The organism is Pelagimonas sp. (genome assembly GCF_050633425.1).
Classification (GTDB): Bacteria; Pseudomonadota; Alphaproteobacteria; order Rhodobacterales; family Rhodobacteraceae; genus Pelagimonas.
The window spans coordinates 200,998-226,144 of sequence record NZ_JBOEGM010000013.1 but is presented as its reverse complement, the minus strand read 5'-3'; the positions used below and the strand labels follow the sequence as shown (position 1 = coordinate 226,144).

28 protein-coding genes and 1 other RNA gene are annotated in these 25,147 nt (G+C 56.5%); 8 read left to right on the top strand and 21 right to left on the bottom strand.

The genetic code is table 11. From position 1 onward, the window contains the following. Positions 1 to 50: 50 nt before the first annotated feature. Positions 51 to 485 (top strand): Lrp/AsnC family transcriptional regulator, encoded by a 435-nt coding sequence (locus ACRBB0_RS12260; RefSeq protein ID WP_431374816.1) that lies wholly within the window; start codon positions 51 to 53, stop codon positions 483 to 485. Between the two features lie 66 nt (positions 486 to 551). Here ACRBB0_RS12260 and ACRBB0_RS12255 read toward each other — a convergent pair whose 3' ends face one another. The 3 genes from ACRBB0_RS12255 to ftsY form a co-directional block, all read right to left on the bottom strand. Continuing rightward, positions 552 to 1,172: an inner membrane-spanning protein YciB gene (locus ACRBB0_RS12255; protein WP_431374720.1), complete on the bottom strand. Its 621-nt coding sequence runs from the start codon at positions 1,170 to 1,172 to the stop codon at positions 552 to 554. Positions 1,173 to 1,208: 36 nt separating this feature from the next. Next, on the bottom strand, positions 1,209 to 2,111 hold the full coding sequence (locus ACRBB0_RS12250; RefSeq protein WP_431374719.1) for an EamA family transporter: 903 nt from the start codon (positions 2,109 to 2,111) through the stop codon (positions 1,209 to 1,211). 88 nt (positions 2,112 to 2,199) lie between these two features. Next, positions 2,200 to 3,447 carry a signal recognition particle-docking protein FtsY gene (ftsY, locus tag ACRBB0_RS12245; RefSeq protein ID WP_431374718.1) on the bottom strand — a complete coding sequence of 416 codons (1,248 nt, stop codon included), beginning with the start codon at positions 3,445 to 3,447 and terminating at the stop codon, positions 2,200 to 2,202. A 100-nt stretch (positions 3,448 to 3,547) separates the two neighbouring features. Between ftsY and ACRBB0_RS12240 the strand changes: the two genes are divergently transcribed. Next, positions 3,548 to 4,459: a lytic transglycosylase domain-containing protein gene (locus ACRBB0_RS12240; protein WP_431374717.1), complete on the top strand. Its 912-nt coding sequence runs from the start codon at positions 3,548 to 3,550 to the stop codon at positions 4,457 to 4,459. Here ACRBB0_RS12240 and ACRBB0_RS12235 read toward each other — a convergent pair. Together ACRBB0_RS12235 and ACRBB0_RS12230 are read right to left on the bottom strand one after the other, a co-directional pair. Continuing rightward, a complete protein-coding gene (locus ACRBB0_RS12235) occupies positions 4,456 to 5,118 on the bottom strand; it encodes a lysoplasmalogenase family protein (RefSeq protein ID WP_431374716.1) in 663 nt (220 codons plus the stop codon). The genes ACRBB0_RS12240 and ACRBB0_RS12235 overlap by 4 nt on opposite strands. Next, the gene (locus ACRBB0_RS12230) at positions 5,118 to 6,803 is read right to left on the bottom strand and encodes an NAD(P)H-dependent oxidoreductase subunit E (RefSeq protein WP_431374715.1); all 1,686 of its coding nucleotides are present in this window, start codon (positions 6,801 to 6,803) and stop codon (positions 5,118 to 5,120) included. The genes ACRBB0_RS12235 and ACRBB0_RS12230 overlap by 1 nt, the downstream gene beginning before the upstream one ends. 179 nt (positions 6,804 to 6,982) lie before the next feature. Between ACRBB0_RS12230 and ACRBB0_RS12225 the strand changes: the two genes are divergently transcribed. Together ACRBB0_RS12225 and ACRBB0_RS12220 are read left to right on the top strand one after the other, a co-directional pair. Next, positions 6,983 to 8,005: an alkane 1-monooxygenase gene (locus ACRBB0_RS12225; protein ID WP_431374714.1), complete on the top strand. Its 1,023-nt coding sequence runs from the start codon at positions 6,983 to 6,985 to the stop codon at positions 8,003 to 8,005. 58 nt (positions 8,006 to 8,063) lie between these two features. Next, positions 8,064 to 8,474: a hypothetical protein gene (locus ACRBB0_RS12220; RefSeq protein ID WP_431374713.1), complete on the top strand. Its 411-nt coding sequence runs from the start codon at positions 8,064 to 8,066 to the stop codon at positions 8,472 to 8,474. A 31-nt stretch (positions 8,475 to 8,505) separates the two neighbouring features. On the opposite strand, the gene ACRBB0_RS12215 is transcribed toward ACRBB0_RS12220, so the two are convergent. After that, positions 8,506 to 9,354 carry a LysR family transcriptional regulator gene (locus tag ACRBB0_RS12215; protein ID WP_431374712.1) on the bottom strand — a complete coding sequence of 283 codons (849 nt, stop codon included), beginning with the start codon at positions 9,352 to 9,354 and terminating at the stop codon, positions 8,506 to 8,508. A 125-nt stretch (positions 9,355 to 9,479) separates the two neighbouring features. Here ACRBB0_RS12215 and ACRBB0_RS12210 point away from each other — a divergent pair, with 125 nt between their 5' ends. Continuing rightward, positions 9,480 to 9,689, top strand: a complete 210-nt coding sequence (locus ACRBB0_RS12210; protein ID WP_431374711.1) for a DUF1127 domain-containing protein — start codon at positions 9,480 to 9,482, stop codon at positions 9,687 to 9,689. 111 nt (positions 9,690 to 9,800) lie between these two features. Further along, positions 9,801 to 10,583: a Bax inhibitor-1/YccA family protein gene (locus ACRBB0_RS12205; protein ID WP_431374710.1), complete on the top strand. Its 783-nt coding sequence runs from the start codon at positions 9,801 to 9,803 to the stop codon at positions 10,581 to 10,583. Between the two features lie 158 nt (positions 10,584 to 10,741). On the opposite strand, the gene ACRBB0_RS12200 is transcribed toward ACRBB0_RS12205, so the two are convergent. Further along, positions 10,742 to 11,215 carry a GNAT family N-acetyltransferase gene (locus ACRBB0_RS12200; protein WP_431374709.1) on the bottom strand — a complete coding sequence of 158 codons (474 nt, stop codon included), beginning with the start codon at positions 11,213 to 11,215 and terminating at the stop codon, positions 10,742 to 10,744. A gap of 138 nt (positions 11,216 to 11,353) precedes the next feature. Then, the gene (rpmG, locus tag ACRBB0_RS12195; protein ID WP_008233681.1) at positions 11,354 to 11,521 is read right to left on the bottom strand and encodes a 50S ribosomal protein L33; all 168 of its coding nucleotides are present in this window, start codon (positions 11,519 to 11,521) and stop codon (positions 11,354 to 11,356) included. Between the two features lie 185 nt (positions 11,522 to 11,706). Between rpmG and ACRBB0_RS12190 the strand changes: the two genes are divergently transcribed. After that, the gene (locus ACRBB0_RS12190; RefSeq protein WP_431374708.1) at positions 11,707 to 12,063 is read left to right on the top strand and encodes a hypothetical protein; all 357 of its coding nucleotides are present in this window, start codon (positions 11,707 to 11,709) and stop codon (positions 12,061 to 12,063) included. An 18-nt stretch (positions 12,064 to 12,081) separates the two neighbouring features. On the opposite strand, the gene rnpB is transcribed toward ACRBB0_RS12190, so the two are convergent. The 13 genes from rnpB to ACRBB0_RS12125 all read right to left on the bottom strand — a co-directional run bounded on the left by rnpB (position 12,082) and on the right by ACRBB0_RS12125 (position 22,972). Next, positions 12,082 to 12,480, bottom strand: an RNA gene (rnpB, locus tag ACRBB0_RS12185) — RNase P RNA component class A. 158 nt (positions 12,481 to 12,638) lie between these two features. Continuing rightward, positions 12,639 to 13,349 carry an alpha/beta fold hydrolase gene (locus tag ACRBB0_RS12180; RefSeq protein WP_431374707.1) on the bottom strand — a complete coding sequence of 237 codons (711 nt, stop codon included), beginning with the start codon at positions 13,347 to 13,349 and terminating at the stop codon, positions 12,639 to 12,641. A 180-nt stretch (positions 13,350 to 13,529) separates the two neighbouring features. Further along, positions 13,530 to 14,552 carry a LysM peptidoglycan-binding domain-containing protein gene (locus tag ACRBB0_RS12175; protein ID WP_431374706.1) on the bottom strand — a complete coding sequence of 341 codons (1,023 nt, stop codon included), beginning with the start codon at positions 14,550 to 14,552 and terminating at the stop codon, positions 13,530 to 13,532. A gap of 16 nt (positions 14,553 to 14,568) precedes the next feature. Then, positions 14,569 to 15,663 carry a LysM peptidoglycan-binding domain-containing protein gene (locus ACRBB0_RS12170; protein ID WP_431374705.1) on the bottom strand — a complete coding sequence of 365 codons (1,095 nt, stop codon included), beginning with the start codon at positions 15,661 to 15,663 and terminating at the stop codon, positions 14,569 to 14,571. A 260-nt stretch (positions 15,664 to 15,923) separates the two neighbouring features. Further along, the gene (locus ACRBB0_RS12165) at positions 15,924 to 17,039 is read right to left on the bottom strand and encodes a peptidoglycan-binding protein LysM (protein ID WP_431374704.1); all 1,116 of its coding nucleotides are present in this window, start codon (positions 17,037 to 17,039) and stop codon (positions 15,924 to 15,926) included. A 201-nt stretch (positions 17,040 to 17,240) separates the two neighbouring features. Continuing rightward, on the bottom strand, positions 17,241 to 17,888 hold the full coding sequence (locus ACRBB0_RS12160; RefSeq protein WP_431374703.1) for a class I SAM-dependent DNA methyltransferase: 648 nt from the start codon (positions 17,886 to 17,888) through the stop codon (positions 17,241 to 17,243). Beyond that, positions 17,858 to 18,811 carry an ester cyclase gene (locus ACRBB0_RS12155; RefSeq protein WP_431374702.1) on the bottom strand — a complete coding sequence of 318 codons (954 nt, stop codon included), beginning with the start codon at positions 18,809 to 18,811 and terminating at the stop codon, positions 17,858 to 17,860. Before ACRBB0_RS12155 ends, ACRBB0_RS12160 begins: the two co-directional genes overlap by 31 nt. A 69-nt stretch (positions 18,812 to 18,880) precedes the next feature. Then, a complete protein-coding gene (locus ACRBB0_RS12150) occupies positions 18,881 to 19,492 on the bottom strand; it encodes a hypothetical protein (protein ID WP_431374815.1) in 612 nt (203 codons plus the stop codon). A gap of 38 nt (positions 19,493 to 19,530) precedes the next feature. Further along, positions 19,531 to 19,959 (bottom strand): VOC family protein, encoded by a 429-nt coding sequence (locus ACRBB0_RS12145; RefSeq protein ID WP_431374814.1) that lies wholly within the window; start codon positions 19,957 to 19,959, stop codon positions 19,531 to 19,533. After that, positions 19,959 to 20,927 (bottom strand): alpha/beta hydrolase, encoded by a 969-nt coding sequence (locus ACRBB0_RS12140; RefSeq protein WP_431374701.1) that lies wholly within the window; start codon positions 20,925 to 20,927, stop codon positions 19,959 to 19,961. The genes ACRBB0_RS12145 and ACRBB0_RS12140 overlap by 1 nt, the downstream gene beginning before the upstream one ends. Before the next feature lie 137 nt (positions 20,928 to 21,064). Further along, positions 21,065 to 21,799 (bottom strand): alpha/beta hydrolase, encoded by a 735-nt coding sequence (locus tag ACRBB0_RS12135; protein ID WP_431374700.1) that lies wholly within the window; start codon positions 21,797 to 21,799, stop codon positions 21,065 to 21,067. A 122-nt stretch (positions 21,800 to 21,921) separates the two neighbouring features. Next, the gene (locus ACRBB0_RS12130; protein ID WP_431374699.1) at positions 21,922 to 22,590 is read right to left on the bottom strand and encodes a DNA-3-methyladenine glycosylase I; all 669 of its coding nucleotides are present in this window, start codon (positions 22,588 to 22,590) and stop codon (positions 21,922 to 21,924) included. Next, positions 22,565 to 22,972, bottom strand: a complete 408-nt coding sequence (locus tag ACRBB0_RS12125) for a hypothetical protein (RefSeq protein WP_431374698.1) — start codon at positions 22,970 to 22,972, stop codon at positions 22,565 to 22,567. Before ACRBB0_RS12125 ends, ACRBB0_RS12130 begins: the two co-directional genes overlap by 26 nt. A gap of 204 nt (positions 22,973 to 23,176) precedes the next feature. Between ACRBB0_RS12125 and thrS the strand changes: the two genes are divergently transcribed. Continuing rightward, the gene (gene thrS / locus ACRBB0_RS12120) at positions 23,177 to 25,123 is read left to right on the top strand and encodes a threonine--tRNA ligase (protein WP_431374697.1); all 1,947 of its coding nucleotides are present in this window, start codon (positions 23,177 to 23,179) and stop codon (positions 25,121 to 25,123) included. Positions 25,124 to 25,147 lie beyond the last annotated feature (24 nt).

Sequence of the window (25,147 nt, the reverse complement as noted above, 5' to 3'; positions counted from 1 at the left end):
TCGGAACTGCCAATATGTCAGAAAATATTTGTCAATCTGTAAGGCTGGATATGCAAAACGACGAAACAGACCTGAAACTGATCGCATTGCTGTCAGAAAATGCCCGACTTCCAGTTGCGGATTTGTCGCGCCGTCTGGGCATCGCCCGCACCACGGTTCAGGCCCGCATTGACCGGCTGTTGGCGCGCGGGGCCATTGCCGGGTTCACCCTGCGCAAAGGGCCGGGATTGCGCGCCCCTGTACGGGCCACGGCATTGCTGTCTATCGAACCACGCGCCGCTGCGGCCGTTGTGGCGCGGCTCAAAACCCTGCCACAGGTCGAGACGGTTCACACCACCTCGGGCCGCTTCGATCTCATCGTGACGCTCGGCGCAGACACCACCGAAGACCTCGATGAGAGGCTCGACGACATCCGCGATGCGCAAGGGGTGAAAAGCTCTGAAAGCCTGATCCATCTCTCTACCAAGATCGACCGCGCCGGATAGTTCCGGTTTTGGCGGGTGTGGGGTGGGCGGGTGGGCACAGCCGTCAAAGGCGGTGCTATCCGGCGCTTACTCCGCCTTTTCCGTCTCAGCAACAGATTCGTCCGCAATGCTGTATTTTTTGAACAATCCACCCTGGAACATAAAGAATAGGAACACAGAGGCAGGAAGCCCAAACGTCTTGAAATATACCCAGGTTTCAGTGGCTTGCGTGCGCCAGATCAGCTCATTGAGAACAGCAAGCCCCAGGAACAATCCCGTCACGCGCTTTGTCAAAATCATCCAACCCTCATGTTGCAAGGGCATAAGCCCTTCCATCACCGATTTCAGATAGGATTGTCCGCGCATCAGACCCAAGCCCAGCGCGCCACCAAACAGCAAATAAATCAGCGTCGGCTTCATCTTGAAGAAACGTTCATCATTGAACCAAACACTGAGACCGCCAAACACCACGATCAACACCGCCGTCACCACCTGCATCCGGCTCAGATGCCCGGTCAGTTTCCACAACAGCCCGGTAGAGATCAAAAACAGCGGGATAAACCCGGCTGTGACCACGATAAACCCTTGATATTCCGTGCCCCCAAAGGTGAAAATCTCATCCTTTAGTTTGAGATAGGCGATGAAAAACGCCACCAGCGGCCCGTATTCGAGGGCGGCTTTCAACATCGGATTCGGCTCTTTGGTCATAAATGGCGCTCCTTTACGCTTCTTCAGATAGGCGCTCTACCCGCCAAGCTCAACAACCACAGCGCCCAAAGCGATCAACGCCATCAAAGCGATGCGCCGTGGCCCCACTGTTTCGCGCAGCACCAACCAGCCGATCAATGCGGCAAAAACGGTGGAGGTCTCGCGCAAAACCGCCGCTTCTCCGACTTTGTCGAGCCGGGTCGCCATCATCACACAGCCAAAGCTCGCCATCGCGATCCCGGCGCCGACCACGCCGCGCAACATCAGAGGTGGCAAAGCCGGTCGCAGCGCCAAACGCCGCCAGTGGCGCACCGCGATCAGCGGCATCAAAACCCCATCAATAAAAAAGAACCACGCCAAAAACGTAAACGGATCCGCCGTGGCGCGAATGCCATAGGCATCAAATGTTGTGTAAATCGCCACAAACAGCCCGGTCGCCAAGGCCAACAACAACGCCGGGATCAGCGTGTCACGCTCGGTCTCCAAATACAGGTAATTATAGACCGCCAGCCCAAAAATCCCGACCAGCAGGATCGCAACACCAAACCATTGCAGCGGCGCAAAGCTTTCGCCAAAAACGATCGAGGCCCCAATAACCGTAAAAAGCGGCCCCATGCCACGCATCACCGGATAGACAACCGTAAAGGCTCCCCGCGCATATGACGCCACTTGAAGCAGTTTATAAATGCCATGGATGATAAAGACCCCGAGGAAAATCAGCCACATATGGGGTTCGGGCCAGGGCACGACAAACAGCGCAAAGGGCATGGCAATCAGCCCATACATCCCGTCAATCGCCCCGCGCGACAGCCACGGGTCGTGTCTCCCTTTTTGCAAGGCTCCGAAACAGGCATGCAAAAACGCGGCTGAAATTGCCAGAACAAGCGCCAATTGGTGCCCGGCCTCGGTGCCTTCAAGGGACAACAACCAAGCGCTCATGACGACAGCTCCCCAGCAAACAGATGCGACAAGCTCCGCGCTTCCTCGCGCCGCAGGCGCATCCAGAGTTTCGCAAGAGTGAGAAAAATCAGGATTGGTCGAGCCCGGTCAGGGCGGCGGCAAATTCCTCGGGATCAAACGGCGCGAGGTCGTCGATTTGTTCTCCCACGCCGATGGCGTGAATAGGCAAACCGAATTTATCGGCCAAAGACACAAGGACCCCCCCGCGCGCCGTCCCGTCGAGTTTGGTCATCACAAGGCCAGATACGTCAGAAATTTTGCGGAACACATCAACCTGTGTCACAGCGTTTTGCCCCGTTGTCGCATCCAGCACCAACAACGTGTTATGTGGCGCATCGGGGTCTTTCTTGCGGATAACGCGGACGATCTTTGCCAGCTCTTCCATCAAATCCTGACGGTTTTGCAATCGGCCCGCCGTGTCGATCATCAACAAATCGGCCCCATCTTCCTGTGCCTTGGTCATGGCATCAAAGGCTAGGCTGGCCGGGTCTGTGCCCTCGGGGGCGGTCAAGACGGGCACACCTGCGCGCTCGCCCCAGACCTGCAATTGTTCCACGGCGGCAGCGCGGAATGTGTCGCCCGCCGCGATCACCACTTTTTTGCCGGCCGCTCGGAATTGTGAGGCCAGTTTGCCAATGGTCGTTGTTTTGCCCGACCCGTTGACACCAACAACCAAAACCACCTGTGGTTTCGTGGGATACAAAGGCAAAGGTTTTGCCACCGGCTCCATAATCCGGGCCACTTCGCCCGCCAAAAGCCCTTTGATTTCAGTGACCGACAGGCGCTTACCCATACGGCCTTCGGCAATATTAGCAGAGACGCGCAGCGCTGTATCAACACCCATATCCGATTGGATCAACAGCTCTTCCAGGCTTTCGAGCATGTCGTCATCCAACACGCGGCGCACCTCGGTGTCCTCAGCGCCACGGCCCAGCAACCGGCCCAAAATACCGGGCCTAGAGACCTCTCCAGGGGCTGCGGCCACCACGTCTTCAAGAGGATCCGAGGAGCGGACGAGTTCCGGCGCCTCGTCAGAGCCGGCCTTGTCCTCCACCTCGGGCGTCAGGTCCGGCTGAACCTCTGGTTCACTTTCAGGCTGAACCTCTGGTTCAATCTCAGGCTGAACCTCACTCTCAGGCTCAGGCAAAACCTCTGGCTCAGGCACAGTCTCAACCGCCTGCGCGGCCACAGCCTCTTGAACATCAACCTCAGGGGCTGCCTCTTCGCCACCCTCTTGCACAATCGCATCGAGCCCCTCATCCAATTTGGACGAGGATTTGAACAACTTGTTTTTGAGCTTGCCGAAAAAGGACATGTCTGAGCCTGTGTATAACTGTTCCCCTCACCTAATACGCCACGCGCCGCAATAAAAGTCTCAGTTGACGCATGGCGCAGAAACCTCCTTATGTGACCCTATGATGTTACGCGCGTTTCTTTGTTATCTCGTTCTTGCCACGGAGCTAGCCACACCGGCGCAGGCCGACACCGATGAACCCGGCACGATGTGTTCGGACGGAGCCTTTGGGCAGGTGCACTGCATTCGGCCAAGCCATTTTGTCCATGACACCTGTCAGGCGATCGAGGCTTTTGCCAAGGACAGCAACCTTGATCCCGGCTTCTTTGCCCGTCTGATCTGGCAAGAGAGCCGCTTTGACCCCAATGCGCTCAGCCATGCCAATGCCCGCGGCATCGCGCAATTCATCCCGTCTACGGCAAAACTGCGGGGGTTGCGTGACCCGTACAACCCAGCCCAAGCACTTGAATATTCTGCGGAATATCTGGGGGATATGTCTGTTCGCTTTGGCAATCACGGATTGGCGGCAATTGGCTATAATGGCGGTGAACGCCGGGCCAAGGGCCTGATGGCTGGCACCGGAGGATTGGCCAAGGAAACAATAAACTACGTCAAAATCATCACCGGTTTCCCGGCCGAAGTATGGGCCCATACCCCGCCCAAAACCCACGATTATCGACTGCAAAAAGACAAGCCCTTTTTGCCCGCCTGTTATGAGCTGGCCCGCAAACGAAAACTGTCCAAATACCCTCCGCTGGTTCCGCCGGAACCCGCTGTGAAGAAATGGGGGGTGCAGATGGCGTTTGGCGTGACGAAAAAGCGCGCCTTGGAGCAATACAAGCTCCGATCGCGGCGCTGTAGCCGAGTCGTCAAAGGCGAAAAGCCCGATCTGATCTGGCAAAAAAGCCGCGCCAGCCCCAAAGGCGGGTACTTTATGGTCCGCATTGGGCGCAACAGCCGCAACAACGCCTGGGATTTCTGCAAGAAACTGAAATCAAACGGATGTATCTGTGCGGTGTTTCGCAACCGCTAAGCGCGTTGCAGCCAAATCAAGCCGATCATCAGCGCCGCTTGGGCCAAATAATACAGCCCCCAAATTGCAATCCCCTGCCCGCGCCAGTGCTTTTTCAAGAACTGTTCTTGCCCCAGAATCGCGTCGGAACCGATGAACAACAATGCGCCCAGCGTCGCCATGCTTCCCCCCGCACTGGCCGGCAAAAGCAGCGCCATCAGGCCCATCACCACAATAATCACCACATAGGCCCGCACCGGCACCGCCAAAGCGCCCGCATTGCGCGCATAGGCCCGGCCCAAGACACTCCCAAGGCCAAGTATCGCCAGCATCAACAAAACCCGAGGGTTCGTCGCCCCTAAAACCTGCGGCGTTACATGCGCTGCGAATAGGGCGACATAGGTCAGATGCGCCAGGCCAAAAGATACCATACCGATCAAAAAGGCCTTGTCGCCCGGACGCGACAGAGCCAGATCCCCCATCGCCGACAGCACCAAGGCGATGGCCACCCAAGGAAATCCCAACCAAGCCGCCCAAACTGCCAAGGCCCCCACCGCACAGGTCTTGGCCCCGCTGCGGTGCCAGGATGTGCCGCTCAAAAACGGGTAGGCAACGGCACTGACAACTGAAATAGCCGCCAACACCTGTTCGATTGGTTGCATGGCGGCCGGATCAGCCATCAAATCTCATCGGCGAAATGTTTGATCGTCAGACGAATCGGATTCGGAGCCGCCTGCCCCAGCCCGCAAATGGATGTATCGACCATCGCGCTGCTCAACTCTTCGAGAAGACCTTGATCCCAATGCTTGGCCTGCATGAGTTTGACCGCCTTTTCACAGCCCACCCGACACGGCGTACATTGACCACAGCTTTCGTCTTCAAAGAACCGCAACATATTCAGTGCGGCATCTCGGGCGCTGTCTTGGTCCGACAAGACCACAACCGCCGCCGAGCCAATAAACGTGCCATGCGGCTGCAACGTGTCAAAATCAAGCGCAATGTCGGCCATCGAGGCGGGTAACAAACCGGAAGACGGCCCGCCCGGCTGATAGGCCTTGAACACATGCCCGTCCAACATCCCGCCAGCGGCGTCGATCACGTCGGTGATCGTCGACCCGGCAGGCAGCAGATGCACGCCCGGCTGCTTCACGCGGCCCGAGACCGAATAACTGCGCAGGCCCACACGGCCATTCTTTTCAACCGAGTTGAGGCACTCTGGCCCGTCTCTGCAAATCTTGCTCACCCAATACAGGGTTTCAACGTTATGCACCAAAGTCGGGCGGCCAAAGATCCCCACCTGAGCAACAAAAGGCGGGCGGTGACGTGGGAGTCCGCGTTTGCCTTCGATGCTTTCGATCATCGCGCTTTCTTCACCACAAATATAGGCACCGGCCCCACGGCGCAGGTCAATATATCCCGGCTCAACAATGCCCGCTGCTTCCAGAGCCGCGATTTCACGCTGCAAAATCTCCAGAACCGCAGGGTATTCGTCACGCATATAGATGAAACATGTGTCCGCTTCGACAGCCCAGGCCGCGATCAGCATGCCCTCCAAAAACACATGTGGTGTGCGTTCAAGATAGTAGCGGTCTTTGAATGTGCCCGGCTCGCCTTCATCGCCATTCACCGCCAAATAGCGCGGCCCTTCATTGGCGCGCACAAAGCCCCATTTGGTCCCCGATGGGAATCCCGCACCGCCCAAACCACGCAGCCCGGCGGCCTTGACGCTGTCCTGAACAACCTGCCAGTCACCGCTCTCGCGCAAGCGCGTCAGTTCCTTGTAACCGCCAGCGGCCTGATAGGTGTCAAACCCTTCATACTCTGGAATTTTCGGGTGGGTTTCACCGGCTTTTATCGCCGCCAAAATCTTGTCTGGTGTTGCGAAGTCAACATGGTTGTGACCAAGTTCAACCGTGGGGGCGGTGTCGCAACGCCCCATGCAGGGCGCACGTACAACCCGCACCTGAGCTGGGTCCATCCCATCTTCCAAGGCCTGCTGCAACTGCTCCGATCCCGCCAGTTCACAAGACAGGCTATCACACACCCGAATCGTCAGAGCCGGAGGGGGCACCTCGCCTTCTTTGACCACATCGAAATGGGCGTAAAACGTCGCCACTTCGTAAACCTCAGCCTGCCCAACCCACAACAGCTCGGCCAAGGCACGCAGATGGGCGGCCGACAAATGACCGTATTCATCCTGAATCAGATGCAGGAACTCGATCAAAAGATCGCGCCGCATTGGCCGGTCGCCAATCAAGGCCCGAACCTGCGCCAAAGCATCCTCGTCAACCTGCCGCCCCTTGGGGGTGTGGCGGCCTTTGCCTTTGCCAGATTTCCAAACACCTTTGCGTTCATCAAGTGCCATACGCGTCTCCTAAACCTTGCGGCCAGTCTAGCCGCCCGCTTTGCCAAAGCGCAGATGAAAAACGACAGAAAGGCGCGTTTGTGCGCCGCTCTCATCGAGCATGTTTATCCGATAGTGACGCATGGTTCCTATAGAGGTAGGACAAGAGAAGCATGGGCGGAGAGGAACGGGGGGCCAGGATGGGTCGGTTTACCGCTGTAACTTTGGGATTGGTGGCGCTTTTGGCGCTTGCGATGGCGTTTGGCGGGCTCTGGGCGGCGCTGGCGCTGTTCTATATCACTGTGTTCACCTTCTTTATGGACAAGCTGACCGCCATGGCCGCCCCCGATACGCCGGGTGCCGAATTTCCTGCTGGCGATACTCTCTCGGCGGCCCTTGGGCTGCTGCATTTCCCGCTTTTGTTTGGCGGGGTATGGGCCATTGCCGCCTCTGGCTTGCCCGTCTTGGACCGAGTGTTGATTTTCCTGGCGCTGTCTTTGTTCTTGGGGCAGGTCAGCAATTCCAACGCCCATGAGCTGATCCACCGTTCTGCCCGCCCCCTGCACCGGCTCGGGGTTGCGGTTTATAGCTCTGTTTTGTTTGGCTTTCACGCCTCCGCGCATGTGCGCGTGCATCATATCCACGCCGCCACCCCCCACGATCCCAACTCGGCGCGCCTTGGACAAAACTTTTACCATTTTGCCGGACGCGCTTGGATCGGCGCACTGCGCCAAGGCTATCGCGCCGAGAAAAAATTTCGCCAAGGCAAAGGCGGCCACCCCTACGCGATCTATGCCGCCTATGCGGTGGCAGCACTTGCACTTGCCGCGCTGATCGCTGGCCCCGCCGGAATGCTCGCTCTCTTTGGCCTGTCGACTTACGCGCAACTCCAGCTGTTTCTCTCCGATTACGTCCAGCACTACGGGTTGCGCCGCCGCGAAATCAGCCCCGGCAAATGGGAACCCGTCGGCCCCCAGCACAGCTGGAACAGCCCACACGGCTTTTCATCGGCCCTGATGCTCAACGCGCCGCGCCATTCCGATCACCACGCTCACCCCAATCGCCCCTATCCCGGTTTGCAGCTTGATCGCATGACCATGCCGATCCTGCCGCAATCCCTCCCGGTCATGGCGGTTTTGGCGCTGGTCCCTCCGATCTGGCGCAGGGTCATGGATCACCGTGTTCGCCAATTCGCCCCCGCATCAGCGGCCCCCCGCCCATAGGCGGCTTTCCGGTATGCCTGACTTTCGACATGGTCGCGCTTCTGGCACAACAGGCCTCATGAAACAGATTCTTGCCCCCGTACTGAGTGCCCTTCTCCTCACCGCCACCGCCCTGCCCGCTCTGGCAGCCGAGGCGCTGTCGGCCACCGAATTCGAATCCTATGTCAAAGGGAAAACCCTGTATTTCGGCAAAGCCGGACAAGCCTATGGCGTCGAAGAATACCTGAACAATCGCCGCGTGCGCTGGTCCTTCCTCGATGGCAAATGCAAAGATGGCTATTGGTACGAAGAAGCCGGCCAAATCTGTTTTGTCTACGAAGACACGCCCGACCCGCAATGCTGGTCCTTTTTCAAAGAGGGCGAAGGCCTGCGCGCCGTGTTTCAAAATGACCCGTCAAGCACTGTCCTTTACGAAGCTCAGCAAGATGACGAGCCGATGATGTGTCTCGGTCCAGAAATCGGGGTGTGACCTGCGGGGGCCAAACGATGGCATGCTGTCCTTAGACCGCTGCCATCCCCTGACGCAAATACCCGCTCAAGGTATCCACCAACTGCTTTTTGCCGGTTCCGGCATATAGGTTGATCCGTTGCATTCCCAAATCAGGCAGGCTGTTGCTGCCGTCGATCTGATCCAGATACGTCGGCGCATGGCCTTCCAACTTCACCGTCACCGCCAAATCAGCGCTGACCGTGGCATCGACGGCCTTTTCGCTGTCGGAATCCACCGCCATTTCCCATTCCACCCCGGCCTCATCCAACCGCTTGAGCGTGTCTTCGCGAAACACACAGCGGCGGCAAAAGGCAACACGCAATGGGCGGGTTTTCCAAACTTGCCCACCCGGGGCCCCGATCCAGTTCAGCGGCACATGGGTCAGCGTTTCGCCCCCGGTGTCCACCCCGGTTTCGGTGGTCAGGATCACGTCAATCTCACCTTTTGAGAACTGATCCTTGAGCGTTTTGGTGAATGAGCTCACCAGCTGCACCTTGACCCGCGGATGGGTGCGGCCCATGCGCTGCAAGACCTCCGGGATGACCGGATATATAATATCCTCAGGCACCCCCAATAAGATGTCCCCCTCCCAATTCTGGTCGGTGAGCTTGGTATAGGCCTCATCATTCAGATCAACGATCTTTTGCGCATAAGTAAGCAATTGCGCCCCCGCCGGGGTCAGCGACACGCCCCGCCCGCTGCGATCAAGCAACTGCAGGTTCAGCGTCTCTTCAAGCCGTTTGAGCTGCATCGACACCGCCGATTGCGTCAGGTTCAAAAAACCCGCAGCGCGGGTCACACCGCCAGCATTGGCAACAGCCATAAAAGACCGAAGGGTCGTGATGTCCAAATTGCGCATAGATCACATTCCTTGATGGAAGACGTCAAAAACATTCGTTTCCCAAATCAATCATAGAGGCGCATATACATCAACAGAAAAGATGAAAACGCAATGACTCATCACAAACCTTGAAGGAGACCATCATGATCCGTGTTGCCACACGCTTTGCCCCCGCCATTTCACTGCGTCCCCTGACTGTCCTGCGCAGCTGGCTCTCGACAGCCCAACAGCGCAAGTCCTTGGCCTCCCTGGACGCTGCTGCGCTTAAGGATATTGGCGTCACAAAGACCCAAGCCCAATCCGAAGCGGCGCGCCCATTTTGGGATGCGCCCGACCATTGGACAAAAATATAACAATAAGTGTCAGGTTTAGGCGCGGATTTCCTTGAAAAACCGCGCCACATAGCCAATATCTAAACGTGAAACCGTGCATTTGCGCGGCAGGTTTTCGTTACGGAGGCTTTAATGGCTGAATTTGACACGGTCCGCTCCGCAGGCATTGGTGCCCGCGCAGCAGCGATCGACGCAGGGCTTCGCGCCCACATGAACAAAGTTTACAGCACCATGTCGATTGGCATGCTGATCACATTTGCGGCAGCTTGGGCGATTTCCAGCCTCGCAGTGACCAGCGATCCGTCGCAGGCGGCTGGTATGGTTCGCCAAGGCACATATCTCACCGATCTGGGCTACGCGATCTACGCTAGCCCGTTGAAATGGGTGATCATGTTCGCGCCGCTGGCCTTTATCTTCTTTGGCTTTGGCGCTGCGATGAACCGCCTGTCCGCCGCTGGCGTACAATTGGCGTTCTTTGCCTTTGCTGCTCTGATGGGTCTGTCGATTAGCTCGATCTTCCTGATGTACACTGGCTATTCGATCATTCAGGTCTTCCTGATCACCGCCATCGCCTTTGCGGGTCTATCGCTCTGGGGTTACACCACCAAGAAAGACATCTCCGGTTGGGGTTCTTTCTTGATCATGGGTGTGATTGGCATTCTGGTTGCCTCGATCGTCAACATCTTCCTGGGTTCCGGCATCATGCAGCTGGCGATTTCGGTTCTGGGTGTGCTGATCTTTGCGGGCCTTACCGCCTATGACACGCAAAACATCAAGAATGTTTACATCCAGCACGCTCAGCATGGCGATCAGGAATGGTTGGCCAAGGCAGCGATCAGCGGCGCGCTGAACCTGTACTTGGACTTCATCAACATGTTCATGTTCCTGCTCCAACTGCTTGGCAACCGCGAATAAGCGTTATCGCCAGACAATCAAGCCAAGGGCCGGTCATTGCGACCGGCCCTTTTGTTTTTGAGCGTTGCCACACGGGGTACGCGGCCCGGCGGATGACCTAAACGGCAGCACCGCTTGACTGCCCTCGTGCCCTATCCAACTCCATAGGTTGCAGCCTATCAAGCTGTCTCCAAACGATATTTTCGGAACAGCTCACCATTGTAATCGACGTCCCCGACAAACTCTGCCCCGATCCGGCGCAGCGCCGACAGATTGCGCCGTGAAGGGGGCAAGAGAAAGGTCACATAGGGAATATGCGGCTCGCTGCGTGCGACGGCGAGCGCCTGCCGCGCAATCCGAGGCCCGAGCCCAAAGCGCTCAGGGCGCAGAACAAGACCGAAATCCCAGTCGTCCCCCTCCCTCTGGAAACCGCCCCAGCCGACATAGTGATCATCCGCATAAAAGGCCCAATGGCCCAGGCCATCCCGCGCCCAGCAGGCTTCTTTGCTGGCGACAAACTGACGGGCCTGGGGCACGCCCCATTTTGAGGTGAGCAAAGGCATATGCTCCGCCAGTCGCGGATCATTCATATGAGTGAGAATTTCAGTCAGCGGCACCTGTGGCAACCGCGCAAAAGTCAAAGAAAGGGGCATCATCAGCTCCTGAGAAAGTCGAGAAAGACCGCGACCAACACCCTGCCCCTAACTAAGCACACCCTAAAACCATAACGCAACAACCGCGCCAAGGTCTCCCTTGCGCGGCTTGCAGTCTCGGTTGAACCGAAAGAAGGCTTACTTGATTTTGCCTTCTTTGTATTCAACATGCTTGCGCACAACCGGGTCGTACTTTTTGATGACCATTTTTTCGGTCATTGTACGGGCATTTTTCTTGGTCACGTAGAAGTGGCCGGTGCCTGCGGTCGAGTTCAGGCGGATCTTGATTGTGGTAGGCTTCGCCATGGGTCATCTCCTGCAACGCTGGGCGCTTGCCCACGTGAAAATCTTGAACCTGCCTTTTACTGGCCTCTCCCCCCGAGTCAACCGCTACCTGCCACAATTGTGTAGGAAATCGGTCATTGCACCGCATTGCCGCCGGATTTGCGCCAGCCTAACCTGAGATCAACGAAAATGCCCGAGGTGTCGCGATGTTCAACCGATCAAAAACCCTCATTTTGGCGCTTGCAATCGGTGCAGGCCCGGCCTTGGCCGAGGGGTTTACCCCCATCTCAACGATTGATTCATTTCAGGCGCTGGCCATCGGCAAAACCCTCTACTTGGGCGAGACAACGGCCACCGTCCACACCGGCGGCACCATGACTGTGGTGTTCAAAGGCAAAGAAATCAGCGGCACCTGGGAATGGCAAGACGGCTATTTCTGCCGCGTGCTCGCCAGTTATTCCACCAAGGCCGATTGCCAATTGTGGGAACACGATGGCCACGATTTTCGCATCACCCGCGACAAAGGGGCCGGTCAGGCCTTTGTCTATACCCAAGAGCCGTAACACAACAACAGGCCGAAAACGCGCGGAAGGCCTGTAAGCCGGATTCTGTCCCCCCTTGGGTTGCCCCTTGGGATCGACGACCATTCATCTGGGCCATGCGTTGCCACATGGCTCTTGCTGCCAACCCGAACCTCTCAGGCCAAAGCTGCCCTGCCCCGATATCCCCAAGGGGATCAGTCGAACGCGAGGTTCCTATTTGGCATTGCTCCGTGGTGGGGCTTGCCATGCGGGGGATGTTACCAGCCCCCCGGTGGGCTCTTACCCCACCGTTTCACCCTTACCTGCGTCGAAACACAGGCGGTTTGTTTTCTGTGGCGCTCTCCGTCAGATTGCTCTGCCCGGGCGTTACCCGGCACCGATGCTTTGTAGAGTCCGGACTTTCCTCACCCTTGCAGGTGCAGCCGTCCAGCCTTCCGCGCGTGCCCCGCTTACGGGCAGGCTCGGGCGGCGTCAATCCCCCATCGGCACCGCTTTGAGCGCGGTCCGAGGGATGCCCAGAGGCCGTTCAGAGGCCGATTTCCTTAATGAAATATGACCAAGTTGACAGCTGTCAACTTTTCCAAGTCTGACCTGCGTCAGCGCAATACAAGCGGCTCAGTCAGCCATCGTCGTAACGCCGCCCCAACCAAATCGGGCTGTTCAAGGGGCGGCAAATGGCCAGCCCCGTCAATCACCTGCAATTTGGCACCGGGGATCAGCTCGGCCATAAAATTGTGGCGCTTGATCGGCCAAATCGCATCATGCGCGCCGCACATCACCAGCGTCGGCACCGCAATTTTTCGCAATGTTGTCTGCTGGTCGCGGCGGCGCTGCATCGCCCGCGCTTGGCGAATATAACACTCAGGCCCAAGCCCCTGCGCCATATCGGTCAGCAACGCCAGAATCTCGGCCCGGTGCGGCCCCGGTGCCAAATCCGCTAGCTTCACTTCGTCGGCCATCACCTCGTCGAGCTTGCCGGTCTTGACCCGAATAATCTGCGGGTCACGCGCCGCGGCTTGCTGGGGCGTGTCGGCCAAGGGCGTGGTGTCCATCAAGGCCAGACGCGACACCCGGTCCGGTGCCCGGCGACTGATTTCAAGCGCCACGATGCCGCCCATTCCCAACCCGGCCAGAGCAAATCGTTTGGGCATAACATCAAGCAATCCCGAAGCGATTTCTTCAATCCGCTCGCCTTGGGTCACTGGCGCGCACATCACCGCGTGGTCGCGGGACAGATCGGCAATCAACGGTCCAAACAGCCGTGCATCGCACATCATTGCGGGCAAAAACACCACAGGTTCACGCATCGCAGGTCAATTCCTTTTGCCGAAACGAGAAGGGGTTGAGCCGCCTCGCCGCGCGGTTTTACCAAGTGAGGGCACAGTATCAAACTCCTCACCAATGGAAAGATGACAAAAACAAACGAGGCGCATTTCTACGCCTCGTTTCAACGATTTGCCACGTTTCTGGTCAGATGTCAGGTCAGATTATTGACCCAACTTGTCCCAGAAATGCTTGAGGTGCTTATTCACCACCTGATTGTAGCGATCCGATTGGCGCAACTTGGCCAGCCCCGCGTTAAACCGATACATCATCGTCGTGCCACGCCAATGGCGCTTTGAGATGATCATATGCATGGTTTGCACTGACAAGGGGCGTGACATCGGCTCAATCTCGCCGCGCAGCCCCATCTTGTCGACCATATGCGCGCCGTTAAAGACATTGGCAGACACCGCATCAACTTCGCCCGCCATCAGGGCTTCAAAACAGCCCTTGAACTCATTGCGGCGCTCCAACTTGATCTTGTTGTTGGTCAGCCACAAACGGTCAGGGCTATCGAGATCATGCACAAACTGACCAGCGGCCCGGCAGATGGTTTTGCCGTGAATGTCGCTGTCTTGTTCCCACTTGAACTCTTTGCCTTTGCGCACCCAAAGCAGCACCAAAATCTCGATCACAGGATCAGAGAAATGGAAATTGGCGCAGCGTGGTTCGTCTGGTGTGGCCTCGCAATTGGGCTTGAACCACGGGAACCCCATGTCAAAGGTCTTCTCGTCCAGCAATGGAAACAGCTGTTTTGACCAGTCTTCCTGAAACGTCACCGAGTATTTCACCGGGTTTGGCGTTTCTTCCATCACCGCATGCACCAGTTCGGTGGCCATGCCCTGCCCCAGCCAATTCAAGTCAGCAAATGGCGGGCGCCCTGTGCCGGTCAACAGTTTGATTTCAGCCTCGTCCTCGGGAACATGGAACGGCGTAACCTCAGCCTTGATGGTCTCCTGCCCCGGGACACAAGGGATCGTCAGAACATCACCGGGATTGATCTGAAAGACGCTGGATTGCAACATCTGCTGGTTTGCATAGTAGATCAGCGTCCATTTCTCCGGATCGCCAAAGCGTTTTTCCGCGATGCTGAACACGGTTTCCCCCGGCTTAACCGTATAGCTTTCGGCCGGGCATTCCTGCGCAGCTGCCCCAATCGGCAGCAGCAACGCAGCAAGAGTTGTCAATAGACGCTGCATCCGATCAGAACTCGGCCCAGATACGGGTCATATGTTCGTCGATGATACGTTGATAGGTTCCATTCTCTTTGATCATGGCCAAGCCTTTCTCAAATTCCGCCAATAGTTCCGGGCCGTTAGGGTGGGATTTGTGAACAACCATATGGTTGCCGTCCACCGAAATCGGCTGTCCTTTTGCGACTACAATCTGATCTTGTAGCCCCAATTCTTTGATCTTCTTACGCCCGCTAAATTCGTTGAGCACCGCGCCATCCACCTTGCCGGCCGCCAACAGCTCAAAACAATCCGATGGGCTGTCGCCTGTATGCAGAGTGATGTGGTCGTTTTTCAACCAGTTGCGGCCATGCTGTTCAAAGATAAAAGTCGAATACCCTTTGGGCCGACACAGGGTTTTGCCCGCCAGATCTGCGTCAGTGTTAAAGGCAATCGGGTTCTCCTTGTTCACAAAGAGCAGCATCAAAACTTCGAACATCGACTCCGAGAACCTCAGATTCGCGCAGCGATAGGTCTCTGGATCAGATTCACAATCGGGTTTGAACCACGGAAAACCAATGTCCAGCAAGGCGTTAGACAATAGCGGTTCGTGGTGCGACGACCAATCGTTGACCCAATGAACCGCATAGCCCTGAGCGGGTTGCGCGGCTTTCATCGCCTCTTCGACCACATCGGCCAGAATGCCACCCTTGGGCAATCCGCGATCCGTAAACGGTGCGAAATCGTCACCGGTCAGGATGTTGATCTTCTTGCGCGTGGCCGCGTGGCCGGGCGCGACCACCAAAGGCGCTACCGGGGCAGCCGCCGCTGCCTTGATGGTTTCAATCGACGTGCCGCCCTTGAGCCCGGTTGGCAAACCGTTGATGCACGACATCCGCAACGTCATGCCAACACGGATGTTGTTCGGATTTGACCCGATCTTATCGCTGTTGTTGCCCTGGATCGACGTCCAAAGCCCAACATTTTTGTACAGCTTATCCGCGATCAGCGACAGGCTGTCACCGCGTTTCACCGTGTATTCACCACCGCAAGTTTCCTGCGCCGACGCCGACATCGTACCCGCAACTATTGCAGAGGCGGCAAGTGCGCCCAGACGTTTTAACATAGGTATATTCCCCAAAATCCCGTTAACAAATGGTCGCCCATGTTGTGGGAAGGGTCAACGGTCTGCCTAGGGATTGTAGCTTGGCCTATATGTATCAAGGGTTTCAGCCCTGTTCCTAGGTTAAATTTCATCGCCATATCGGGAAATTGGAATACTTATTTGACAGTTATCCACAGAATCGGATGGGGATGCAGGGGCCGGTCGGCCCCCGCCAAGTGCCTGTTTCTGAGCCCGTGTAAAAGCCCGTTTTAGAGCCCGTATTAAAGACCGGCCCAGATGCTCGACATGTGCTTGTCGATCACGCTGAGATATTCGCCGCCATCCCGCATATCGCGTAGTCCGGCGTTGAATTTGGCAATGATCTCTTGCGCCCGTGGGTTGGATTTATGCGCAACAGCATGCAGCCCTTCGATCGCCAGCGGACGGCTGAGCTGCAATGCAACCTGATCGTCTACGCCCATGTCTTTGGAGACAATGCGCCCAGTGAATTCGTTCATCGCCACCGCATCCGTGGTGCCATCAATCAAACGCGCAAAACAATCCTCGGCGGTTTGCGGCGTCTGAAGCCGTGCCCCGACCCGTGTCAAAAAGCCTGCGCCCTGCCCTCTTCGCGTCGTCGCTTCATAGCCCAAGGGCGAGCAGACACGCATCCCCTTGAGGTCCGCTTCGGAGCGATATGTCACCGAGCTGCCCTTTTTGGTAAAGAGCACCACCAGCATTTCAAACATAGGCTCGGAATAGACGTAATCGGTGCAGAGGGCGGTCGTCGAGCCGGGTTGGCAATCGGGCTTGCGCCACGGGAAGGCCAAATCCACCATGCCTTCTGACAGCATAGGATCAAGATGGACCGAGCGATCATTGACCCAGTAAAACTTATGTTTTCCAAAGGCATGAGACGACACGACCACCCGGTTGACGAGATCAGTGATCAGACCGGAATTGAGCTGGAGCCGATTGGTGAAGGGACGGAAATCATCGCCGGCCAGTAGTTTCAGATCGACGTCTTGCTCGCGACGCTGAGCAGCGCGCTGCCTGTCGCGCAAACTGTCAACGGATGTCGCCGAGGCTGCAGCCGGTGCCGCCAGAGCCGCGGTTTTCAGGGGTTTGCCCCCCTTGAGCCCACGCGGCAAACCGTCAAGGCACGGGATGCGATATTCATGCCCGACCCGAATGCTGTCGGGGCTGGTGATTTTGTCGATATTGTTGCGGTAAATCACCGTCCATTGGCTGACATCTTTGTACAAATAGTCAGCGATCAACGACAGCGAATCTCCACCTTTGACTTTGTAAACGCCGCCGCAAGTTTCTTCCGCTTGCGCCGTCCCCATACTGGCAGCCCACAGCGTAGCCGCCAGCGCAAATGCGCTCTTTTTCATAACTCTCTCCCTGCTCGACAGGATCATCTCCCCCAGATCCCGGCACGGATACCGTCGCGTATGTTGTGGTTCGGGTCAACAGTGCCACAATAGATGGTTGATTGATCTAGCAGTTTCAAAGGCTTCGTTTACGTCCAAGCCGCGCTATTCCGACGCAACGGAAGAGTTATCCACAGAATCACTGCGCTCAAAACGTCACATTCAAATTGTCGCACCCAAGGCATTGGCGCGGGCCAAAAGCAGCGTGAAGCCACGACACTCGGGGTCTTCGCGGACAAAGGCTTCGACGCAACAGCCGTTTTGCTCTAGCAAGTCGCGGTACGCGGTTTCGCTCAAGGAGGCATGAAACACCTCATCGTGCCCCACATGCCCCGTTGCTTCTCCCTCGCCCGGACCAACGGTCAAAAGCAGCCGCCCACCAGGGGCCAGATGCTTGGCGATTTTGGGCAAGGCAGTGCGTTGTTCATCGCGGGTCAGGTGAAAGAAACTCCCCCAGCCGATGATCGCGTCGAACCGATCCGGCAAGGACAGGTCGCGCATATCCGAAAACACCGTTTTGGCCCCTGGAATACGGGCCGCAAAGAGTGTCAGCATATCACGAGAAAAATCGCTTCCGGTGACGTCAAAGGCCTGATCATGGAGCCAAACGCCAATCGGATCACCGGCCCCACAGCCCAGATCAAGCACCTTACCGCCACGGGCTACGTCTTGAACAACACGCTCTAACCATTTGTGTTCAAAAAGGGATTTGTCGCGTTTTTGATCATAATCAGGGGCCTGGCGGTCATAAATCGCCTGGGTCGCCGCCGCCAGTTTGGCTAGCCGCTCTTGCTCACGATTTGTAGCCATATCGCCGCCTCGTCATATAGCGTCCATTCCCGGCGCAGCCCCCAAGGGCCAAATTCTGCATGGCTGATCCCCATCACATGAACCTCCGCTCCGGTCGGTTTGCCAAAGGCCCCCCAACCGTCATGACGCCCGCTCAAAGACCACCGTACAGCGGCACGCGGCGGCATCAAGGTCTCTTCCATGCCGATTTTATGATGGATCTCAAACTGTGCTGAGGGGAAGGCCGCGCGCAACCCAAGCCAGAAAGTATCGGCTTCGGTCCAGCCATGAACATCGCGCCCGCCCGGATAGTTCATTTGGCAGGCTTCGTCATATTGTTCAGGAATAACAGACAGTTCACCCTGCATTATCTGATCAAGAATGGTGGCAAACGCCTCTCCCCATTGGTTGGAGTTTCCTCCTCCGGTATAGGGGCCCACTTCGTCAAGGGCGGTGTGGAACGGCTCGGACGCAAGGGGCAATTGGCTGCGCGCCCACTCCTGCGGATCAAGTGCAAGCGCTTGCAAGATCGCGCCGCTATCAGTCACCCGCCATTCATCACAAATCCGATTGGCCTTGGCATAGCGATCGGCAATTTCACGAAACTGAATGCGCGTACCACTGGCGGGGCCATAGGACCCGGTGCCGCGATGGCTGGCGGTGGACAACAACCGCTGAGAGCCAAGCATGCCAATTTGCGGGCTGCCGGACCACACCAGATCTTCGCTCATCATCGACCGGTCAGGAAAGGCCACAAGGCTCTCCATAGCGAGATCGGCGACCGCCTGCACACCAAACCCAATGCCACGCGGGGTGCGGATGATCACATCAGGATGGTAATATTCCTGCATCCGCGACATCAGCCCACGCTTTTCCCAAATCTCTCGGGTAGTGGTCAGGATATAGTCGGGAAAATCCTTGAATTTTTGATCGAAACCCTTCATCGGGACGCGCCTCGTAGTTAACCTATCTTCCTTGCTGAACAATCAAGGTTAATGGCGCGTTTAGATTGACTAATTTGGGTAAGAAATTCCGCGAAAGGGCGGAAAATCGCTATATCTTGCGCGCCGCTGTTGCTTGGACTCAACAGGCGCGTCCCCAGCGCGGAGCAAACATCCACGCGGGGCAATGTAACTGTCGATGCGCTTTTGCGGCTTTGGTCGCCAGACCAGATTGAAGGCGCAAAGCTTGGGAAAAAACCAGATTTCGGAATAGTCGATGTGATCATGAAGCCACCACGCAAGGTCACGCCAATCTCGGCCTTGCGCATAGCGATCCACGAACCACGGGATCACAACGGAGGCTCCGGCGACTTCGGTTTCGGGTAAATCCCAGATGTGACATTCCATCGGATTGTCGTTGCGCGCGCAATTCAGCTTGTTGGCATTTCCAAATCCATTGAGCCGCGCAGACCGATACCCTGACCGGATAAAAACGCGACCAAAGGTATCTTGCAACGGATCGAGCAAGGTGGTCGCCAAGGCCCTCCCCCGCTCAAGCGTCAGATCAGGATTGTCCGGTATATTGCTGATTTCATGAAAATTTCCGATCTCAGACATCAGAAATTCGCGCATCCAAAAATGCTTGGACAGGCGCTGCCGTCCCAAAGTCTCAAGGCTCCACATGGAGGCGGGACGGCGCATTTAAACGCCACACCTTAAGCTCAATATCCCGACCAACGAAACGCTCCATCTTCGGCCCGCAGCGGGGAAAACGGGTTATAGGCGATTTCCCAAATATGCCCGTCCGGGTCTGAGAAATAGCCGTGATACCCGCCCCAAAACACGTCCTGAGGCGGTTTGAGAACCTTGCCACCCGCAGCTTCGACCCGTGCGAGCAACGCATCAACATCTTCTTTGGCGCGCAGGTTTTGGCCCAGCGTCATCGCGCCATGCCCCAGATCTTGGGGGCTGAGGCCGATGTCCGCCGCCAAGGCCGCTTTGGGATAGAGGCCGATCGCCTGACCAAGCAAGTCAAAGACCACGATATTGTCTGGGGTTTGCACCCTGTGCCAGCCCAGCGCGTCGTAGAATTTGGCCGTCTTTTCAACGTCAGTCACCGCCAATGTAATCAGGCTGATACGCTGTTCCATCATTGTGTCTCCTGCGCCCAGGTGATGATTATTTCCGCCTGCGGCTGTGTTTGGGTCGGCGACATGATCCGCCCCGCAATCACATGCCGTCCGGGGTCACCATCTGGCCCGGTGTCGACCGAATGAAGGGTCACAGGCCCGCCCCAGTTTGACGCGATCTCGCGGGTGACGGAATGATCAATCACCTGATCGAGGTCGTCAAAGATAAAAAGCGCTGGCTGAGTGGCTTGGTTATGCGCCAACGCACGGGCAGCTTGGACACTGGCGGCCATGGGCAGCAAAGCGGAGGTTGGATATTGCGTCGTCCAAAATCTGGCGTGATCGTCGTTTGTGGGGGTGAAATTGCGGTCCGCCCCCGCGACCAGCGGCAGCCACCAGCGCGCAGCCGGCCAGGTGAGAAGCTGCGAGGCGGGTGCTTTGACCCGGAAATTTGGGGAAATCATCACCACTGCAGACACCGGTTTGCCAAAGTCCTGATGAAGGGCCAAAGCCGCCAGCGTCGCGCCGGTGGAGGTGCCGATGACCAAAACCTTTTTGCCGATCCGATCCGCAATGGCCAGGGCCTCAGCCACATCGTGCATCCACCCCTCAACGCTGGCCTCTGCCATCGCGTCGCCGGTCCGACCATGCCCTTGCAGGCGGGTGAAAACCAAATTGGCCCCAAGCCCCTGCGCCACAAGGTCCGGCAAGGGGCGAACCTCTTGGGAGGTTGCAGAAAACCCGTGAATGTAGACAACCGCCCAGTCGGTTTTGGTCTCAGGTTCGGCGGCCCAGATCACCTGTTTGGCGACCCCATCGGTGATGTCGTCAAAGCGTGCCTCTTGGGCAGACAACCATGGATCAATTCCATTGTTCAGATTTGAGGCGTCAAACTGCACGTCCGTGACAACAGGCTCGCGTGGCCCAAACATCCAAAGCCCGCCAACCGCGCAGATCATCAGCGAAAGCCCCCAGAATAACAATTTCACAATCGCCCCCTTTGCCCGTTCAGACCACGCTAAGCCAGTGGTCCTGCACAGGATCATGGGGGCAAGAAATGGCCCTGCCAAGATGTTCCCTACGTCACAGGCTCTGGCAGCTAAGCGGGCTTGATCGAACCGAGGGTTTAGGCGATCTCAGACAGAACGCGTTCGATCAAATCGAGGCATTGTGGCGTTGAGAAGCGATGATCCGCATCTTTGACAAAGGTCAGACGCATATCGTCGCTTTTGATGTGATCCAGCAGTTTTAGCGCGGTTTCACGGGCCACAGCCTCATCCGCAGTGCCTTGAAGCAAGCGCACGGGCCAGGGCATATTCAAGGGGGTGCGCAGCACAAGATGCTCACGACCGTCGCTGATCAGCTTTTTGGTCACCCAATAAGGATCTTCGTACAAAGAAGGCATCTCAAGATGGCCTTCTTCCATGACCTGGCGCCGTTCGACAGCATTGAACCCAGCCCAAAATTCTTCTTCGGTGAAATCAGGCGCGGCGGCAATTCCGACAAAACCAACGGTCTGCGACAACCGTTTGGACAAAATACAGGCAATCCAACCGCCCATAGAGGAGCCAACCAAAACCAGAGGTCCTGTAATCACTTCTTTGATGATCAAAGCAGCATCAGCCGCCCAATCGCCGATGCAGCCCTCTTCGAAGGAACCGCCAGATTTGCCGTGGCCGGAATAATCTAACCTGAGAAACGCACGACCGGTCGATTCAGCCCATTGTTCCAGATGAACAGCTTTGCTGCCCTCCATGTCAGAGCGATAACCGGGTAGGAAGACAATGCAAGGCCCGTCTCCTTCGGTATAGGCGTAGGCCAAAGGCCCACGCGGTCCGTCGAGATAAGAAACCTCTGCCATCCAATTCTCCGCTGTTCCTGCCTAACAATAGCGACGTAATACAAAATCCCAACTGAATTGTAGTTGTATTTATAGACAAGCTACGAACACAACCTTAACCGACACAAATTTTTCGGTTTGCGCTACCCAATACTTTGAGCAAGCACCCGGCTTATCAGTGTCAGAGATTGTCCGCTTTGCATTTTCCACGTATTAAATGCCTTTTGCACGGCGGCTTTGGCCTTTTTTGATGTTGGCGCTTTTTCAATCACCCCCTCGGCGATCAGGCGTGACACAACGTCTTTGGACAAAATAAAGCTCTCTTTGCCCATGCTGCGCAACATATACGATCCGGTGCTTCCCCCCAAACGCGACCCGTTCGCTTGCAGCCAATCCAACAGGCTCTGGAAATCATCCGCGGGCCAATCACCGATCCTGCGCCCAAATGACCCGGCGTCTTTGGCGACATCCTGTATAAAGGCGGCGTTTTCCTGAATAGCGCGGACTTTGGGAGGGCTGCGCACAATGCGTTTGTCTTCGATCAGCTCATAAAACCAATCTTCGGGCATAAAGGCGACGCGGGCCACATCGAACCCGTGAAAGGCCTCTTCGATATCTGACCATTTGTTTTCGACCACTTTCCAGCTGATCCCAGCCTGAAAAATCCCCCGCGCCATAGTCGACAGCCAGCGATCATCAGGGATCGCGGCAAGCTCATCCGCTGACTTCGGCGATGTGATATCCGCCAGCACAGCCTCGCGCCCGCCTTTGCGCTCGGCCGCGATATCAAGGATTTCGTCGAATGTGCGCATACTCGCCTCCTGATTGGTCCGACATAGAGTGACGGTTTCTCGTGGCAATCAAAAGCGAAAAAGCTAAACTATCAGCCATTTGATGATTGGTCCGAAGATGTCTGCCCATGACGAAAATCAATTGCTGAACCTTATCATGGCCGACGGGTCGCGGCATTTTTTCGGAGTACCCAACGCATATTCCTGTAAATGGTTGAGACGCAGCATTTCCCAGCTTGAACAGACCCAACAGGGGGAGTTCATTCAGGACATCGTCGAATGCTGGTTTGACTTCAGCTACAAAGGTCGCCCCTATTGTGTCCATGAGACATTTGGCGAGTTTTGGTTCTTTGCAAACGAAACTGACACGCCCGAAGACGACCTCAGAGAAATTCAGCACCATGTCCTGTCATCCATAATGGCACAAAGCCAATCCCGCCCCCCTTGGACATCATATCTTCACCGTTTTGGTGCATGGCTGACACGAACGTTTCTACGACGCTGATCACCGCTTGACACAGGGCGGGCACAGGCGCAAAACCGCGCCGAACCATATACCCGCAACCGGGCGCTTCGTGGGCGCCAAACTGACGAGGAGAGCCAACAGATGGCCCAAATCTCTCTCACATTTCCTGACGGCAACGCACGTGATTACGATGCAGGAGTCACCCCTGCCGAGGTCGCAGCATCCATTTCCAAATCGCTGAGCAAAAAAGCCATTTCCGCCACCGTTGATGGTGAGCATTGGGATATGGCCTGGCCGATCCATAACAACGCATCCATTGCGCTGCACACCATGCAGGACGAAGAACAAGCGCTCGAGCTGATCCGGCACGACTTTGCGCATGTGATGGCGCGCGCTGTTCAGGCGATTTGGCCTGACACCAAAGTCACCATCGGCCCGGTGACCGAACATGGCTGGTTCTATGACTTTGATCGCCAAGAGCCGTTTACCCCGGAAGATCTTGGCGTCATCGAGAAGAAGATGAAAGAGATCATCAATGCCCGCGATGAAGTGCGCACTGAAATCTGGGACCGTGACGTTGCGCGCAAATTCTACGAAGATGCGGGCGAAGGCTATAAGGTTGAGCTGGTCGATCGTATCCCCGAAGGCGCGGATATTCGCATGTATTGGCATGGCGACTGGCAAGACCTGTGCCGTGGTCCGCACCTGCAGCACACCGGCCAATTGCCCGGCGATTCCTTTAAACTGATGGGCGTTTCGGGCGCGCATTGGTTTGGCGATACCTCGCGCCCGATGTTGCAACGCATCACCGGCATTGGCTTTCGCAACCGCAAGGAACTGCAGGCGCATCTGAACTTTCTCGAAGAGGCCGCCAAACGCGATCACCGCAAATTGGGCCGCGAGATGGACCTGTTCCACATGCAACCCGAAGCCCCCGGTCAGGTGTTTTGGCACCCCAATGGCTGGACCATCTACACCCTGCTTCAGGACTACATGCGCCGCCGCCAACATGCGGGCGGCTATGTTGAAGTGAACACACCTCAGGTGGTTGATCGCAAATTGTGGGAAGCCTCGGGCCATTGGGAAAAATACCAAGACAATATGTTTATTGTCGAAGTGGACGAAGAACATGCGCGCGAAAAGGCGGTCAACGCCCTCAAGCCGATGAACTGCCCCTGCCATGTTGAGATTTTCAAACAGGGTTTGAAATCCTATCGTGATTTGCCTTTGCGCATGGCCGAATTTGGCTCCTGCGCACGTTATGAGCCCTCGGGGGCCTTGCATGGGATCATGCGGGTTCGTGGTTTTGCCCAGGACGACGCCCATATCTTTTCGACCGAAGAACAGATCGAAGCGGAATGCGCCGAATTCATCCGGTTTCTCAGCGCCATCTATAAAGACCTCGGATTTGCCGACTATAAGGTCAAATTCTCGGATCGGCCGGAAACCCGCGCCGGAGAAGATGAAGTTTGGGACAAGGCCGAAACCGCGCTGTTGCATGCGACCCGCGCCGCTGGTGTTGAGCCTGAGCTGAACCCCGGCGAAGGCGCGTTTTACGGACCCAAGCTTGAATTTGTGCTGACCGATGCGATTGGCCGTGATTGGCAATGTGGGACATTCCAGGTTGATTTCGTTCTGCCTGAGCGGCTCGACGCGACATATGTCGGGGCAGATGGTGACAAACATCGCCCCGTTATGTTGCACCGCGCCTGTTTGGGGTCGTTTGAGCGTTTCATCGGTATTCTGATCGAAGAGCATTCCGGCCGTTTGCCGTTCTGGATTGCCCCACGTCAGGTGGTTGTCGCCTCGATCACATCCGAAGCAGATGACTATGTGCATGAAGTTGTGGCCGAGCTTAAGGCCGCGGGCATTCGCGCCGAAGCCGACATTCGCAATGAGAAGATCAACTACAAGGTCCGCGAGCATTCGGTTGGCAAAGTGCCGGTCATTTTGGCCGTGGGTCATCGCGAAGTCGAAGAGCGGACCGTCACCGTGCGCCGCCTTGGTCAGAAGCAAACTTCGGTTACAAGCCTGACAGAAATCGTGAGCGAGTTGTCAAAAGCCTCAACTCCGCCCGATCTTCTGTAACATTTGACAGGTTTTTCCGTCACA

Coding starts and splice junctions, on each gene's coding strand:
- ACRBB0_RS12260 (WP_431374816.1), top strand. CDS start 51: ATGCAAAACGACGAAACAGACCTGAAACTGATCGCATTGCTGTCAGAA.
- ACRBB0_RS12255 (WP_431374720.1), bottom strand. CDS start 1,172: ATGACCAAAGAGCCGAATCCGATGTTGAAAGCCGCCCTCGAATACGGG.
- ACRBB0_RS12250 (WP_431374719.1), bottom strand. CDS start 2,111: ATGAGCGCTTGGTTGTTGTCCCTTGAAGGCACCGAGGCCGGGCACCAA.
- ftsY (WP_431374718.1), bottom strand. CDS start 3,447: ATGTCCTTTTTCGGCAAGCTCAAAAACAAGTTGTTCAAATCCTCGTCC.
- ACRBB0_RS12240 (WP_431374717.1), top strand. CDS start 3,548: ATGATGTTACGCGCGTTTCTTTGTTATCTCGTTCTTGCCACGGAGCTA.
- ACRBB0_RS12235 (WP_431374716.1), bottom strand. CDS start 5,118: ATGGCTGATCCGGCCGCCATGCAACCAATCGAACAGGTGTTGGCGGCT.
- ACRBB0_RS12230 (WP_431374715.1), bottom strand. CDS start 6,803: ATGGCACTTGATGAACGCAAAGGTGTTTGGAAATCTGGCAAAGGCAAA.
- ACRBB0_RS12225 (WP_431374714.1), top strand. CDS start 6,983: ATGGGTCGGTTTACCGCTGTAACTTTGGGATTGGTGGCGCTTTTGGCG.
- ACRBB0_RS12220 (WP_431374713.1), top strand. CDS start 8,064: ATGAAACAGATTCTTGCCCCCGTACTGAGTGCCCTTCTCCTCACCGCC.
- ACRBB0_RS12215 (WP_431374712.1), bottom strand. CDS start 9,354: ATGCGCAATTTGGACATCACGACCCTTCGGTCTTTTATGGCTGTTGCC.
- ACRBB0_RS12210 (WP_431374711.1), top strand. CDS start 9,480: ATGATCCGTGTTGCCACACGCTTTGCCCCCGCCATTTCACTGCGTCCC.
- ACRBB0_RS12205 (WP_431374710.1), top strand. CDS start 9,801: ATGGCTGAATTTGACACGGTCCGCTCCGCAGGCATTGGTGCCCGCGCA.
- ACRBB0_RS12200 (WP_431374709.1), bottom strand. CDS start 11,215: ATGCCCCTTTCTTTGACTTTTGCGCGGTTGCCACAGGTGCCGCTGACT.
- rpmG (WP_008233681.1), bottom strand. CDS start 11,521: ATGGCGAAGCCTACCACAATCAAGATCCGCCTGAACTCGACCGCAGGC.
- ACRBB0_RS12190 (WP_431374708.1), top strand. CDS start 11,707: ATGTTCAACCGATCAAAAACCCTCATTTTGGCGCTTGCAATCGGTGCA.
- ACRBB0_RS12180 (WP_431374707.1), bottom strand. CDS start 13,349: ATGCGTGAACCTGTGGTGTTTTTGCCCGCAATGATGTGCGATGCACGG.
- ACRBB0_RS12170 (WP_431374705.1), bottom strand. CDS start 15,663: ATGTTAAAACGTCTGGGCGCACTTGCCGCCTCTGCAATAGTTGCGGGT.
- ACRBB0_RS12165 (WP_431374704.1), bottom strand. CDS start 17,039: ATGAAAAAGAGCGCATTTGCGCTGGCGGCTACGCTGTGGGCTGCCAGT.
- ACRBB0_RS12160 (WP_431374703.1), bottom strand. CDS start 17,888: ATGGCTACAAATCGTGAGCAAGAGCGGCTAGCCAAACTGGCGGCGGCG.
- ACRBB0_RS12155 (WP_431374702.1), bottom strand. CDS start 18,811: ATGAAGGGTTTCGATCAAAAATTCAAGGATTTTCCCGACTATATCCTG.
- ACRBB0_RS12150 (WP_431374815.1), bottom strand. CDS start 19,492: ATGTGGAGCCTTGAGACTTTGGGACGGCAGCGCCTGTCCAAGCATTTT.
- ACRBB0_RS12145 (WP_431374814.1), bottom strand. CDS start 19,959: ATGGAACAGCGTATCAGCCTGATTACATTGGCGGTGACTGACGTTGAA.
- ACRBB0_RS12135 (WP_431374700.1), bottom strand. CDS start 21,799: ATGGCAGAGGTTTCTTATCTCGACGGACCGCGTGGGCCTTTGGCCTAC.
- ACRBB0_RS12130 (WP_431374699.1), bottom strand. CDS start 22,590: ATGCGCACATTCGACGAAATCCTTGATATCGCGGCCGAGCGCAAAGGC.
- ACRBB0_RS12125 (WP_431374698.1), bottom strand. CDS start 22,972: ATGGTGCTGAATTTCTCTGAGGTCGTCTTCGGGCGTGTCAGTTTCGTT.
- thrS (WP_431374697.1), top strand. CDS start 23,177: ATGGCCCAAATCTCTCTCACATTTCCTGACGGCAACGCACGTGATTAC.